This is a genomic window from Haloarcula japonica DSM 6131 (assembly GCF_000336635.1).
Lineage (GTDB): Archaea > Halobacteriota > Halobacteria > Halobacteriales > Haloarculaceae > Haloarcula > Haloarcula japonica.
Genome location: NZ_AOLY01000009.1, coordinates 176,555 through 190,131, shown reverse-complemented (window position 1 = coordinate 190,131; position 13,577 = coordinate 176,555). Strand labels below are relative to the sequence as shown.

The following is a 13,577-nucleotide window of genomic DNA, read 5'->3' as shown; positions in this document are numbered from 1 at the left end:
TGACGACCAGCTATCAGTTTTCTCGGCCAGCCCTGTTGCAAGAACATACGTATTGTATATCTTTCATACAACACCCGTAGTACCCAGCCGGCAACATTTATACCCGTAGTCGGCCCAACGTGAGATATGACAAACGAGGCGCTCGGCGAGAGTCGTCCCGGAACGAAGGGACACGCCGGGTGGACACGCGAGCAAGCGAGCCGGATCAAGCGGACCGACGACACCGTTGCCCCCATCGTCTACCCGCCGGAAACCGATCAGATCCCGGAGGTTCACATCTGGGACACCTGGTTCCTCCGCAACCGCGACGGCACGTTGGCGACAGTCGACGGCTACCGAGTCTGTTTCTCGCTGACCGCCCCGTCGGATCTGCTGCCCGGTAAGCGCCACGACGTGGCGACCATCCGCTGCTTCTACTCCGACGACGGCCGCAACTGGAACAACGCCGGTCCGGTGTTCGAGGACGCGCTGGGCCAGCGCCAGTGGGCCGGGTCCGCACTGCACGACGATGACGGCAGTGTCTATCTCTTCTATACCGCGGCCGGCGAGGAAGGGGCCGACGACCTGACCTACGCACAGCGGATCGTCGGCGCAGGCGGGGGCAGCATCGACACAACCGATGGGTTCGACCTCTCGGGGCCCTGGACCCACCACGAACTGCTCCAGCCCGACGGAGACCGCTACGAGCGGGAGGACCAGTCCCGCGGGATGATATACACCTTCCGCGACCCGTGGTTCTTCGAGGACCCCGCGACGGGCGAGACCTGGCTCCTGTTCGAGGCGAACACGCCGGTTCCGGAGGGCAGCGACGCCTGCGGTGGCGACGCCGCGCTACAAGAGTTCAACGGGAGCGTGGGCGTCGCTCGCTCGCCGACGGGCGACCCGCTGGCGTGGGACCTCGAAGACCCGCTGCTGGACGCCGTGGGCGTCAATCAGGAACTCGAACGGCCCCACATCGTGTACCGAGACGGCCTGTACTACCTGTTTATCTCCAGTCACCTCCACACGTTCGCGCCGGGCCTGGAGGGGTTCGACGCGCTGTACGGCCTCGTCGCCGAGGACCTCCAGGGCGAGTACGTCCCGCTGAACGAGTCCGGCCTCGTTGCTACAAACCCCGAGAACGCGCCGTTCCAGTCCTACTCGTGGATGGCGTTTCCCCACGGCGACGAGGTGCTGGTCCAGAGCTTCTTCAACTACTACGACTTCGACGGCGACACGCTGGACGAGATCGCCCACATGCCAGAGTCCGAGCAGATGCGCCGGTTCGGCGGGTCGCTGGGCCCAACGCTCCGGCTCAATGTTGAAGGCAGCCGGACGCGCATCATCGGGACGCTCGGGCACTGGCACATCCCGCTAGACGGCGAGGAACTGCCGCCGACGGACCGGGAACTGATTCGGCGCGGGAAACGCGACGCCGAGTCAGGCAGCTACCACACACAGAGCGAGGCTGAATCGCAGTAACAGCCGCCGAAGCGGCTTTTTCCAGTACTGTGTAGCTGGAGGAACAGCTCACCAGATCCGGACCAGTTCCCAGACATCCAGCGACGCGATAGTCGCGCGACCGCCCTCAGCCGACAGCGAGATGCCGGTCGCGTCCTCGCGGGTCGGGTAGACGCGGCTGGTCAGGCAGTGGCGTTCGTTGGCGAACACCTCGACGACGGAGCCGTCGACGAAGACGCACAGCGACAGCGGCGCGTCGTACGGCTGGACCCGCATCGACTGGGTATCGCCGGTCGCCTGCGGGTCGGTGCTTGAGGCCGACCGGTCGACAGCGACTTCGCTCTCGTAGGTGTATCGGATGGGTGTCCGTTCCTCGCCGTCCGGCGATTCGAGGACGGACAGCTCGACGGCTTCGGCGTCCTCCAGGCGAACGGTAGCGCGGAGCTCGAACGACCGGCTCTCGACCGGCAACCGTTCGGTGTCGCCCGCATCAAGGCGAACCACGTCGTAACTGGTGTTGTCGCCCCGTAGCTCGGTGAGTTCGGGGGCCGGCCGCTGACACAGGCCGCCGTCGTCGGCCAGCGACAGCTCCCGGGGAAGTGACATCGCACCGGACCAGCCGGCGTCCCACTGCCCGCTCACGTCGCGGGCCTCGGGGAGCCACCCCCAAGTCAGAATACGGCCGTCGTCGGTCCACATCGACTGCGGGGCGTAGAAGTCACCGTGGTCGAGTTTGTCACGTCGGTCGACCTCGAACTCGCCGTCGTCGTAGGTCCCGAGGAAGTACACCACGTCCTCGTAATTCGAGATGTGGAGGAGCTGGCGGTCCCCGAAATCGAGCAGTTCCGGGCACTCCCAGACGGTCCCGGCGGTGTCGCGGTCGCCGGTGAGGATCGGACCCTGATACTCCCAGTTCCGGAGATCTGTGGACTCGTACAGCAGCGCCGCCCCGCCGCCGCCCTCGATCCCGGCCCCGATGAGCTGGTACCAGGTTTCGTTCTCGCGCCAGACGCAGTGGTCCCGGAACTCCCCCTCCCAGTCCTCGGTCCGGAGCACCTCCGGTTCGGCCGGCAGCTCCTCGATGATGGGGTTATCAGGATCCTTGTCCCAGGCTGTGAGGTCGTCGTCCGCGGCGGTGGCGATACAGGGGAGCTGGCGCTTGTCGCGACCGCCCGTGTACAGCACCGTCGGGATACCATCGTCGTCGACCGCACAGCCCGACCAGCAGCCGTCCCGGTCCGGACCGTCGGGCGAGGGCGTGAGCGCGACCGGACGGTCCTCCCAGTGGACGAGGTCGTCGCTGACCGCGTGGCCCCAGTGGATCGTGTTGTGGAACGGGCCGGCCGGGTTGTACTGGTAAAACAGGTGATAGCGACCGTTCCAGTGGATGAGGCCGTTCGGGTCGTTGAGCCAGTTCGCGGGTGGGGTGACGTGATAGGACGGACGACACGGGTCGTCACCGAGCCGCTCGCGTAACCGCTTGAACGTGTCGACATCCTTCGGGCGGCCGGTCAGCGGGTGCCGTTTGTCCGACGCCAGAAATTCCAGCGTGTTCTCGATGAGCGTCTCGCGGTTGCCCCGACACACGTCGTGGGTCGGTTGGGCGAACGCCACCGAGGACCCGATGCCGAGTACCTGCCCATCACCGGGCTCCCAGGAGAGAATCGACATCTGCTTGACTACGTCGGTGTCGCCCCGGACCGTGCTCGCGAGCACGTCTCCCGACTGTGGTGCGATGGACTCGTATCTCGCGTAGGGAATCGTGACACCGGCACCGCGGGTGTGAACGCGAAGGGTGTCGTAGTCCGCGTGGATCGGGTGGTCCTCGTACAGCGCCTGCCAGAGGTGGCCAGTCGGCTCGGGGATCTCTTCCCAGCCGGTGGCGTCGGGTGCGACCTCCTCGAACCCGAGCGGTTCAACGGCCGAGAGCGCACTCAGCGTCAGCAGCAGCGAGCCGCCGTCACGGACGTATGCGGCCATGGCCGGCGCGTCGGCAAGGGTTCGCTCGTCGAACAGTTCGTCCCGGTGCCACCAGAGGACATCGTACTCGGTCGGCTCGACCGAGGAGAGTGTGCATCGCTCGGCATCGTCGACTGTCTCCTGACACCAGTCGTACGCCGCCGCCTGCTCGTCCGTGCAGACGTCGGCATAAAGACAGCCGATGCGTGGCGAATTTCTCATTGCCCCGTTATCTCCTCCTGAAATATAAAAATATTCGGCAATCGTTTCTGAACGAATATGCACACTCTTGTGGATTGCAGCGTTGCTGTGGGCAGCAAAGCGCCCGGCAATGAGTGGCTGTCTACAGCGTAGCTCACCCCAGTTACAACGATGTGGAGAGACAACGAGGCCGATATCAATAGCCAGAGCAGTGGCTGACAGCGAACTATCGATGAAAAGGTGGGCGTGACCGGTCAGTGAACGCGGGCGTTGCGGGCCTCGGCCTTCCAGTCGATGACGGTTTCGTGACAACTGGGACAGACGAACTCGGTGAGTTTTGTCGTCTGGTCGTTGTATGACATCCGCGTGCCACAGTTGGTGCAATCCATTATAATTGTATATATCTCACTAAAGGATATAAATTTTCTCCTGACCATAGTCGGTTCGGGCGGGAGACAGCCTGACACGGCTGAATTATGCTATCTCATCGCATGGTTCCGCTCAGAACCCCTTCTCAGACGAGAGTGCCACCGCTACACAGTTTCTCCAAAGCGCGGACGGTCATAGACAGTGGACGAACAACCGAAAACGGACGGCTGGGAGGGCTACGACCCGCCGTGTCCCGTCGGGTCGATTTTCGGATCAGTGCCGTCGATACCGGTCTCGATATCCGAGAGGTCGGTCGTGTCAGTCGGTGACGGCGAGCGTTCGTCGGCAGTTGTGATGTCCAGATCCGGCGTTATTCCAGTCTCGTCGAAACGGTCGTCCACGTCGACAGGGTCGCCATTGAGTCTGGCCTTCGTCCGCGAGAGCCGCTGTTCAACGGCATCCAGTTCTGTTTCCAGATGGTCGGTGGCGTCCGGATAACAGTCTCTGGCGTCCGCCAGCGCAGCTTCGAACGCCGTCTGTGCCGTCTCGTACTTCTCTAGCGCGGCGTCGGGCTGGCTGGCGTCGGCGTACCAGTCCCCTGCCTCCATCGCGTCCGTCGCGACCGTCCGCCGCGCGGCGACGAGGTTCTCCGCAACGGTCCCCAGCCGGTCCCGGACCTTTTCGGGGTCGCCGGCGAACCGCCGCTCGTCCGCACCCCAGTCGAGTTCGAGGACGTCTCGATAGGCTTCGAGCGCCTTGGCCCAGTGGTCGGCGGCGACAGCGGGGTCCTCCGCCGCGACAGCCTCGTTGTCGGCCGCGACCGCAGTGCGCAGCGGCGACTGTTTGAGATCCTCGATAACAGTATCGAGCCGGTCTCGCTCGGTACGGATGTCGGCGAGTTCGGGGATGTCCGCCGTCGGGAGCGAAAAGATCTCGTCGTACTCCGCTCGCGCCGCCTCGTAGGCGTCGTACGCCATCTCGAAGTCGTTGCTCCGCCAGTGTTGCTCACCGGTGTCGACTGCTCTGCGGGCGCGGCTGCGACGGACTTCCGTGAGCGTCGCAATGTAGCGCTCCCGCACCGTCGTAACACGCCCTGCCAGCGCGTTCACATCTCCGGGCGACCCGAACTCGGTGGCCGTCCCGCCGGCCGCATCGAGGCGGTCCCCGGATTCCAGCACTGTCTCCAGTGCCTGCTCGTGGTCCTCTCGGTCATGCTGTTCGGTCGCCGTCACGAGCATCCGCTTGACCTCGTCCAGGATATTCTCGACACGGACCCACGCCTGAGACGCGTGTGAGAGATACGCGGTCAGGTCGACGATTCCCTGCTTGCCACAGTGGACCTGCCACTCCGTCCCGCCGCACCGCCGGAACGTGATCTGGCCGTGTCCCAGCGAATGGTCGCCCGAAATCCGGTCGATATCGACATGTGGGATGGCGAACCGCGTGTCGCCGTCGTCGTCACCCACCAGCAACAGGAACCGCTTGTCAGTCACGATCCCGATCATACGGTAGTTACTTCCTGGTCGCACCGTCTTGCCGGACTCCGACGTACCGATTTCGATGCCGTGCTTGCGGCTGGTGAGAGCAAACTGTGGGGTTTCGTCGTCCTCGACGGCTGCCAGCGCCGGCTCGTCGCGAAGATAGCCGGTCGAGAAGAGACCGCCCGAACCGGTACTGGTGAGAACATCGGGTGGATCTGTCTCCAAATTATTTAATTTGATAATTTTTCCCATTATCGGGTCAGAATACGCCTGAAGTCTTGAGTTTGACTTATGTATTCTGATACCGAGTCAGTAAATTAATACGATACGCAAGTGAATTGCACCGTCGCGTCCCCGTCAGGACCACGGCCGTCGATATCCCACGCATCTCGTCGTGCCGTCCGTCAGCCGGCAGACGGGTGTCTGACTTGGCTTTAGGTATCAGGCTCCTGTAGCCGTGGATATGCCACGGACCCGTCTCGGAGGGGGGTCGTCTCGGAAGCGACAGGGTGGTGCTCTCCCGACCGACGTGACCCGCCTCGGAATTGATACCGACGTATTCGAACTGCTTTCGACCGATCACGTCCACAAAATGGCACAGTCCGAGCCCAGAATCGAACGGTGGCTGAACTGCTGGCGGAATCCCTAGTTGGTCTCGACGAGACGTGCTGCGATCCGCTGTGCGCCGATGGTCGGGGCGATGTCCGGTTCGTCGGCAGCGATGACATCGATGTCGCGGTTCAGCTCCGCACTGAGTCGTTCCTCGAACTCGTCGACGATGCCGGGGATACAAGCCATGCCGCCAGTGATGGCGATCGGCCGATCCAGTGCTAGCTGGTACACCTTCATGTAGTCGTTCGCCAGCTCCGGCAGGAACGTGTTCGCCAGCTCGTCGACGGCGTCGTCGAGGTACTCGTTGACCGCGTCCATCACTGAGCGCTCGATGGTGAACTCGTGTGAGCCCCCGCCGGGCTGCTGGATGATGTCCGTGAACGGCTCGAAGTCGACGAAGTCGGCGTGTTCTTCCTTGTATTCGCGGGCAGTCTGATTATCGATGTTGACACGGCCCTGCGTTTCTTCTTCGACGTAGTTGGCGATCATCCGGTCGACTTCGTTCCCAGTTACCGCACCCGTCGTGAACGGAGAGAGCTGCTCGCCCCGTCGGTATGCGGAGGCTTCGAGGTTCGTCGACCCCATGTTGACTGCGACGAATATCTCGTCGATGGCTTCGAGGTCGTCGCCGAAGGCCGGAATGGAGCCACACAGCGACTCCGGATAGCTCTCGACGAGTTCCAGCCCGATAGAGGAGTTCTCGATGACGTTCTGCAGGTTCTCAAGCCCGGTCGGATTGTCGATGGTCGGGATGGCGTACACGACGCCGCTGTTTGCCGGAATGTCGTGTTCCTCGATGATCGCCTCGAAGAACGTCTTGGTCATCTCGGCCCGGTCGGCGTCCTCGGGGAGCCCCGAACGAAGCATGTACTCGACGCGGTCCGGATACTCGCGGGCCGCTTCCTCGCCGTAGAGGACCTTCTCCTCGCCGGTCAGGGCATCCTCGTACGTCGCCATGCACGTCAGTGTCTTTATAATACGGTTCTCTGTGCCGTGTTCACCCGGCAGGGCAATGACAGTCCGGGTGCTCCCGAGCTTGACCCCGACCGGAACAGCGGCAGCGCCGTCCGACGACACACCGGCGTCCGATTCGGACCCGGTGCTGTCGTCCGCATCCTCGTCACTCATATACGGTCGTCCTTGTCGACCGCCCGATATATATCCTCTCCCTAGTATTCAGGACTGATAGCTGTCCCCTCGGGTGACTGATACTGCATCCCCCTCAATGTCTGGGATTCGATGGACAGAATTGGTGCTGAGAACGAAGGTTACGTCATCGCAGTGAGCTTCGCGACGTAGACGAGACTCAGCATGTGGTCGTCGACGCTCAGCTCGTTGTCGTCGTTGGTCGCCGACTCGTCGATGCCAAGCAGATAGTCCGAAAGGTCGTCCTGTACATCCTCGGTGATCCAGTCGATGGAGCGGTAGTAATCGAGCGCTTCGTCGGCCCCCTGATACCCGGAGTGCATCAGTAGGAACTCAAGCCACTCGAAGACAACGAACTCCGCGGCGTAGGTCTCGGGCAGTGTTTCGAGATAGGGTTTCTCCTGGGCGTCACCACCGAGGAACGGCAGCAGTTCGCGGTACAGTCCGGAGCGAAAGGAACTCCCCGCGAGCACTTCTTCCTCGGAGTCGTCCAGCCCCATGTCGAGGTCCGTCGGATCTGGGACGTCCTCGTCGCCCATCCCGTTGCCCCGCTGACGAGCCATCTTCCGCAGCTCGTCGAGGTCGTAGTCGCGCGGGTTGATGGTCATGATACTGACCCTTCAATCTACACAATCATAAATCTTGCACACCGTCAGACGGCCGTCATGCACACGCTCGCGGGCGTTTTTGTTTCATCCGCGTTCCGTCCCCCAGTTGCGACGTTGATAATCGGGACCACATTTTTATAGTGACTCGGAGTCGACCTGTGGATACTTGGATGATGAACCGGCAATCAGAAACCGGTCCAGCCCGCTTCTGTGTGACCAACGCGAAAGGTGGGACCGGAAAGACGACAGTTGCTATCAACGTAGCCGGTGCACTGAACGACCGCGGACGGGACGTCCTCTTTATCGACCTCGACCCCCAGGGCAACGCTACGGAAGGCGTCGGCCTCGTCGAGGCGTACGACGCCGACCCGCCGACGCTGTTCGACGCACTGACCGGCGACCCATCGGCACTGGGAGAACTTATTTGCGAGGGTGAGGAGATGGACGTGATCCCCTCCAGCATCGATATGCTCCAAGCCGAACACGAACTGACCATCGCCGACCTTATCGCCCGGGTCAACACCCAGGGTGGGAATATCGATCAGGCCGCGCTGGCCTCGTTCGCGATCAACATCACGCCGGAGATGGTTACGGGGTCACACGCACTCGACACGCTCGACCGGGCGCTGTCGACGCTCGATACCGAGTACGACTACGTTATCATCGACTGTCCGCCGTTCTACGGGAAGCTGACTGACACCGGTATGTACGCCGCACAGAACGTCCTCATTCCCGCACTGACTGAGGCGACCTCCGAGCGGGCCATCGAACTGCTGATGGACCAGATGGCCGCAATGGAGCGCCAGACCGACGCGTCGATCAATACGCTCGGCGTCGTCGCCAACCGCGTCGAGACCACGTCCGAGGACGAGACGATGCTCGAATGGTTCAATATGGCGTTCCCGGACAGTCCCGTCTGGGAGGTCCGCAAGCGGGTCGCGCTCCAGCGCGCGTTCAGCGCTGGCCAGTCTATCTTCGCAACCGAGGAATCGTGTGACATGGCGGCTGTCTTCGAGGATATCGCCGCGGAACTCGACGAGCAGTTCGGCTTTACCGACACAGAGGTACCAGCATGAGTGACGACGAACGTATGGACAGGGCGGAGCGCATCCGGCAGATGCGCGAGGGGAACAAGGCGGAAACTACCGAGGATACCGAGGAGACAGACAACGCCTCCGCGGACGGGTCCGGTGAGCAGCCCGACGACGAGGGCGAAAACGAGGAGACGGCAACCGAGGCAGCCGCCACGGGCTCAGCCGCCGCCACCAGCGATGGCGCGGCTGCTGCCGATGAACAGGCCGACAATGACGGCGGTAGCGATACTGACTCCGACAGCGTAGCGACCGATCAGAGCGATACGGACGCGATGGCTGCCGCACAGCGAGCGGCCGAGGCCTCCGCACAGGTAGCAGCCGACGACACCGACACTGGCGTTGCTGACCAGCCGACGGACGACCTTTCGGCGTCGGCCAGCCCGATGCAGGGGCCGACCGGCGTCGAGTTGCCGGACCAAGAACTCATCGAGGAGGCGATGGCGTCGGACAACACCGCTACGACTGAGGGTGGCGCTCGCGCCGCGGCTATCGACGACGACACGACCCAGACAGAAGAACTGGTCCGGGTGCTCGAATTCGCACTCGGCGACGAGTACTACTGCCTCGACATCGACTACGTCGAGGAAATCGTCAAACGCGAGACGGTCACCCGCGTGCCCAACACCGACGACTACGTCGAGGGCGTCGTCGACCTCAGGGGGCAGATTACGACGATTCTCAACCCCAAGGCGATGATGGACATCGACAGCGAGGGCACGCAGAACCTCATCGTCGTCTTCGACGCGGACGTGTTCGAGGAACAGGGCGCGATGGGCTGGATCGTCGACGAGGTCCGGCAGGTCGTTCCCGTCGCCGAATCCGAAGTGAACACCGCCCCGGTCGACGGCGAGTACATCAACGGCGTCGTCGACCGTGACGACGAGGACGAGTTCGTCATCTGGATCGAACCTGACGACGTGCTCGGGAACGCGACCGAAGACGGCGACGACTGACGCGCCGTTGTCTGTTTTCCGGCTCAGTTGAAATCCTTAGTAACTGATACAAATGCCGTGCTGCATACAGGCAGAATATTCGGCAACGGATGATGGCGTTTCACTTTCCGCTGTGATTTACCAGAACGAATGGGGAAATCTATTGATGTTCGTTTTCAGAGATTGTTTCATCCATCCTGCTGAATAGAGCGTAAAATAGTTGCTACCAGTACTGTGTTAATTGTCACAGTCTGATCGAACGACCACAATCGGTGAGGCCCCCAAACCCCCGACAACCATCACGCAGTGCTTTATTACGTTATAGTGGAATTACATATCTATGCAAATACTTGATTCTCTGGTAACCCTCCTTACGTTGATTTTGCAGCTTCTTTTGTTTTTCATGCTACAGCTTGGGGTGATGGTGGCGATAACTGGCGGTATCGGACTGGCCGGGGGCGTACTGTCCGTTCCGGTGTTGTCCGTGCTCCCGGATGTCCGCCGCTTTCTCGTCCAGGCTTCCGGTGGCCGCCCGGACGACGGGACCCCGTCTTGGCGAGTGGTCCTTAGACCCCGATACCTACTCCTGTCGTTCGTGTTCGGTATTTTGTACGGGTTAACATTTGTCGCGCTTCTTGGCCCGCTCATAAGGCTGGGGCTGTTCCCGGGCCGTGGCGAGCCGACTCTGTCACTCGCGCTCCTGCCGGCGGTGTTCGTCTTGGCGAGCACGCTGTTCGCCTACGGGGTCCATCGATACTCGTCGGCGTGGACCGGAACAGCCACAAGGCGGTCTGTGCTGGCCCAGTGGATGGTCTTTCTCAGCGTCGTCGTTACTGTCGGGACCGGTAGTGCATACGTAGCCGCCCTCGCAGAGTTGTAGCGTGATTCTGTTTGTACCACGATTATTCTAGTCCATCCGTAATCGACTCACGCCCGCTATACAGCACGGCCGCGAAAACCGCTCATCGGTTGCGAGTTTCACCAACTTCGTGTTTCCGGTATTTCTACTCGCGTTCCGTCTCGTCCGTGTCGAGGTCCAACTCCTCGCTGACGAGATCGACCGCGTTCTGGACGGCACCCACCGTTCCCAGATAGCCCGCGCCGACAGTCGTCTTGAGCGCCAGCGCGGCCCGCCCGGTGAGAACGGAGGGGCCGACCTTCGCCACGGCGTCGTCGCCGACCGAGACGAGCCACCCTGGTACATTGAACTGATACTGGGTCAGTCGGGGCTGGAACTCGCCGGAGCTACCCTGTGACCGCTCGACGAGTGTCCCGATGTTGTCCGCGGCCACGCGGGCCTCACGGATGGCCGCCGCCGCGCTCGCCGGCACGGCCTCGCCGTCGCTGTCGACGACCCGAGCGGCGTCGCCGACGGCGAACGTCGACTCGCCGAGTCGGAGGTCCGCCCGGACGACAGGTCGTTCGGCGTCGAGCGCCGGCGACCCCTCGATACCGCCGGTCCAGACGAACTGGTCCATCGCCAGGTCCGAGCCGTCCTCAAGCGTAATGGCGTCGGCATCGGCTTCGGCCACCCCGGTTCCGGTCCTGACTGTCACGCCGGCGTCGACCAGCGCGTCGTGGACCGCCGACTGGAACGACGCCGGGAACGACGGTGCCACAGTGTCTTCCTGTTCAAGCAGGAGGACCTCGATATCACTGTCCTCGCGCATCTCGGCCAGTTCGCCGGCCACCTGCACACCGGACAGGCCAGCACCGCCGACGACCACGCGGTCGCCGTCACCGAGTTCGAGGAACCGCTCGCGGATCTCGTGAGCGTCGTCGAGGCGCTTCAATGGCGTTGCATGCTCGCGCACCCCCGAGAGATCGTAGAACGCCGTCTGCGCGCCAAGACACACCGCGCCCACGTCGTAGGACAGGGTTTCCGACCCGTCCAGGGTCGCCGTCCCCGCGTCGGGGTTGACGTCCGTGACTGTTGCCCGTCGAATCTCACAGTCGAGTACCTCATTGAGGTCGACGGTGATCTCGTCGGCCAGTGACGGCCGCCGGACGACCCGGTGGAGTTCGTGCTGGACGAGGTGTTCCGTCTGTTCGTCGACGATGACCAGCGAGACGCTATCGGGAAGTGTCTGTTGAATCTTTCTGGCGAGCGTGAGCCCGGCGTACCCGGCTCCGAGAACGGCGACGCGCATTGTGTCCGACTTTTGGTGTGAGACCGGGTTAACTCTGTGCTCGCGGGCCGCGCTCAAATGCGACCGAGTGCCGCTTCAGGGACCGGGAACACGAGCCCGTACACGATGCGGTAGCCGATGAGACCGACGCATGCCCCGACGACTACGTCGTCAAGCCACCAAATACCCGAATCGTACAACAGACTCAGCCCGCCAGCTCCCAGCAAGACAATACAAAGAAGCACCAACAGTGTTAGTTCCTTCTGTGGCAGTGCATTCCACGCACTGTACGCCGACTCTGGGAATCTCTGGCGTTCGGAGAGATACCCGAATCCCGCAATTGCCAGCCCTGCAACAGCGATAACTGCCCAGTCCAGTGGAGACGCCGTCACAAGCGTCACTGCTGTATCATGAACCAAGAGAAGATTGCCGAACCCAATAGCGAAGTGGAAGGCGATGAGCCGACGTGCAGGCGTCACAGCTGACCGTTGTTTGTGACAGCACAAAATAACTTCCGCCCGGAGCGGGGGCGACAGCCCGAATGTGTCCGAAGCGTTTCGACAGTGGGTTCAGAACAGCGCCTTGTCCTCGTCAAGGACCTGCGCGGGGCCACCGACATCCCAGACGCGGGTGTCGACGCCGCAGTCGGCGACCGTCTCCTCGACGCGGCCGACGTACGCCTCGGTCGTATTGATGTAGACGCTCGCGCCGGTGTCGACGGAGAAGTACACCGGCACGTCTTCGGCGTTCCGGAGCTCTCGGACGGCGTTGAATATCTCGATGGTACGTGGCTGCCAGTACACCCAGCCGGCGGGGCCGGTCATCGTCGCGGCGGCCAGCGAGAGCGAGTCCTTCTCGGCGAGGTCGAAGACGGCGTCGAAATCGCTGTCGTACAGCGCGTCACGCATGTCTGAAATCTGGCCGTGGATGTGGGCCATCCGCGATTCGAACATATGGCTCTCGGCGGCCTCCTTGTGAGCTTCCTCGGTTTCTTTGTAGGATGGGACCATGCCGGCGACGATTCGCAGGTCGTCTTCGAGGTCCGTCTCGATGCGCTCGCTCCGGCAGTCCTTGTCATTCATCCCGGTCCGCAGATGCGAGAACGCCCCAGTGACGGCGCGGGCGGCCGAAGAGGACCCGCGGCGGGCGACCGTCGAAATCTCGGGTCGTGTCATGTCGAGACCGGCTGCTTCAACCAGCGCCATCGCCGCGGCGGCAAAGCCCGACGAGGAGGAGCCAAAGCCGATGTTCGTCGGGAAGTTGTTCGCCGACTCGAAGCGGACGCCGTGGTCGATGCCGGCGAGGTCGCGGACGTGGTCCACGACGGCGTCGATACGCTCGGCCCCGCGGCCGGTGACCTCCTCGCCGTCGATGACGTACACGTCTTCCTCGCGGTCGGGGTCGAAGGCGGCCGTCGTCTTCGAGTGGCTCGGTGCGGTACAGACAGAGATGCTGTCGTGGTACGGCAGTCGCAGTTCCTCGTCACGCATCCCGTGGTACTTGACCAACCCCTGAATCGGGTGGGCCTTCGCGGTCGCTTTCATACCTCACCCTTCCGGGCCGGTCACTTTGCTATTGCGAACCGCCGTCGCTAGCGTGGCGTCGA

The 13,577-nt window shown here is 62.6% G+C and carries 13 protein-coding genes; 5 read left to right on the top strand and 8 right to left on the bottom strand.

What is annotated here, in order from left to right; genetic code table 11:
- Positions 1 to 126 precede the first annotated feature (126 nt).
- Entirely contained in the window at positions 127 to 1,461 is a 1,335-nt protein-coding gene (locus tag C444_RS06260) for a glycoside hydrolase family 68 protein (RefSeq protein ID WP_004591660.1), read from the top strand.
- A gap of 48 nt (positions 1,462 to 1,509) precedes the next feature.
- Here the strand turns inward: C444_RS06260 and C444_RS06255 are convergent, their stop codons facing one another.
- From C444_RS06255 to C444_RS06250, 3 genes are all read right to left on the bottom strand, one after another.
- Positions 1,510 to 3,621 carry a GH32 C-terminal domain-containing protein gene (locus C444_RS06255; protein ID WP_004591659.1) on the bottom strand — a complete coding sequence of 704 codons (2,112 nt, stop codon included), beginning with the start codon at positions 3,619 to 3,621 and terminating at the stop codon, positions 1,510 to 1,512.
- A gap of 233 nt (positions 3,622 to 3,854) precedes the next feature.
- Positions 3,855 to 3,989, bottom strand: coding sequence for a hypothetical protein (locus C444_RS22920; RefSeq protein ID WP_023843340.1), 135 nt, complete (start codon positions 3,987 to 3,989; stop codon positions 3,855 to 3,857).
- Positions 3,990 to 4,205: 216 nt separating this feature from the next.
- Positions 4,206 to 5,675, bottom strand: coding sequence for a hypothetical protein (locus tag C444_RS06250; protein ID WP_004591658.1), 1,470 nt, complete (start codon positions 5,673 to 5,675; stop codon positions 4,206 to 4,208).
- Between the two features lie 238 nt (positions 5,676 to 5,913).
- Here C444_RS06250 and C444_RS06245 point away from each other — a divergent pair, with 238 nt between their 5' ends.
- Positions 5,914 to 6,099, top strand: a complete 186-nt coding sequence (locus tag C444_RS06245; protein ID WP_049909187.1) for a hypothetical protein — start codon at positions 5,914 to 5,916, stop codon at positions 6,097 to 6,099.
- Here the strand turns inward: C444_RS06245 and C444_RS06240 are convergent.
- On the bottom strand, positions 6,096 to 7,190 hold the full coding sequence (locus C444_RS06240) for a rod shape-determining protein (protein WP_004591656.1): 1,095 nt from the start codon (positions 7,188 to 7,190) through the stop codon (positions 6,096 to 6,098). The genes C444_RS06245 and C444_RS06240 overlap by 4 nt on opposite strands.
- Positions 7,191 to 7,330: 140 nt before the next feature.
- Positions 7,331 to 7,816 (bottom strand): FlaD/FlaE family flagellar protein, encoded by a 486-nt coding sequence (locus C444_RS06235; RefSeq protein WP_004591655.1) that lies wholly within the window; start codon positions 7,814 to 7,816, stop codon positions 7,331 to 7,333.
- 170 nt (positions 7,817 to 7,986) lie between these two features.
- On the opposite strand from C444_RS06235, the gene C444_RS06230 reads away from it, so the two are divergent.
- The 3 genes from C444_RS06230 to C444_RS06220 all read left to right on the top strand — a co-directional run bounded on the left by C444_RS06230 (position 7,987) and on the right by C444_RS06220 (position 10,722).
- Positions 7,987 to 8,892 (top strand): ParA family protein, encoded by a 906-nt coding sequence (locus C444_RS06230; RefSeq protein ID WP_004591654.1) that lies wholly within the window; start codon positions 7,987 to 7,989, stop codon positions 8,890 to 8,892.
- Entirely contained in the window at positions 8,889 to 9,863 is a 975-nt protein-coding gene (locus C444_RS06225; protein ID WP_004591653.1) for a chemotaxis protein CheW, read from the top strand. The genes C444_RS06230 and C444_RS06225 overlap by 4 nt, the downstream gene beginning before the upstream one ends.
- A gap of 382 nt (positions 9,864 to 10,245) precedes the next feature.
- On the top strand, positions 10,246 to 10,722 hold the full coding sequence (locus tag C444_RS06220; RefSeq protein WP_152420772.1) for a hypothetical protein: 477 nt from the start codon (positions 10,246 to 10,248) through the stop codon (positions 10,720 to 10,722).
- Between the two features lie 124 nt (positions 10,723 to 10,846).
- Here C444_RS06220 and C444_RS06215 read toward each other — a convergent pair whose 3' ends face one another.
- The 3 genes from C444_RS06215 to mvaD all read right to left on the bottom strand — a co-directional run bounded on the left by C444_RS06215 (position 10,847) and on the right by mvaD (position 13,515).
- Positions 10,847 to 11,992 carry an NAD(P)/FAD-dependent oxidoreductase gene (locus tag C444_RS06215; RefSeq protein WP_004591651.1) on the bottom strand — a complete coding sequence of 382 codons (1,146 nt, stop codon included), beginning with the start codon at positions 11,990 to 11,992 and terminating at the stop codon, positions 10,847 to 10,849.
- Positions 11,993 to 12,045: 53 nt separating this feature from the next.
- A complete protein-coding gene (locus C444_RS06210; RefSeq protein ID WP_004591650.1) occupies positions 12,046 to 12,450 on the bottom strand; it encodes a hypothetical protein in 405 nt (134 codons plus the stop codon).
- A 90-nt stretch (positions 12,451 to 12,540) separates the two neighbouring features.
- A complete protein-coding gene (gene mvaD / locus C444_RS06205; protein WP_004591649.1) occupies positions 12,541 to 13,515 on the bottom strand; it encodes a phosphomevalonate decarboxylase MvaD in 975 nt (324 codons plus the stop codon).
- Positions 13,516 to 13,577 lie beyond the last annotated feature (62 nt).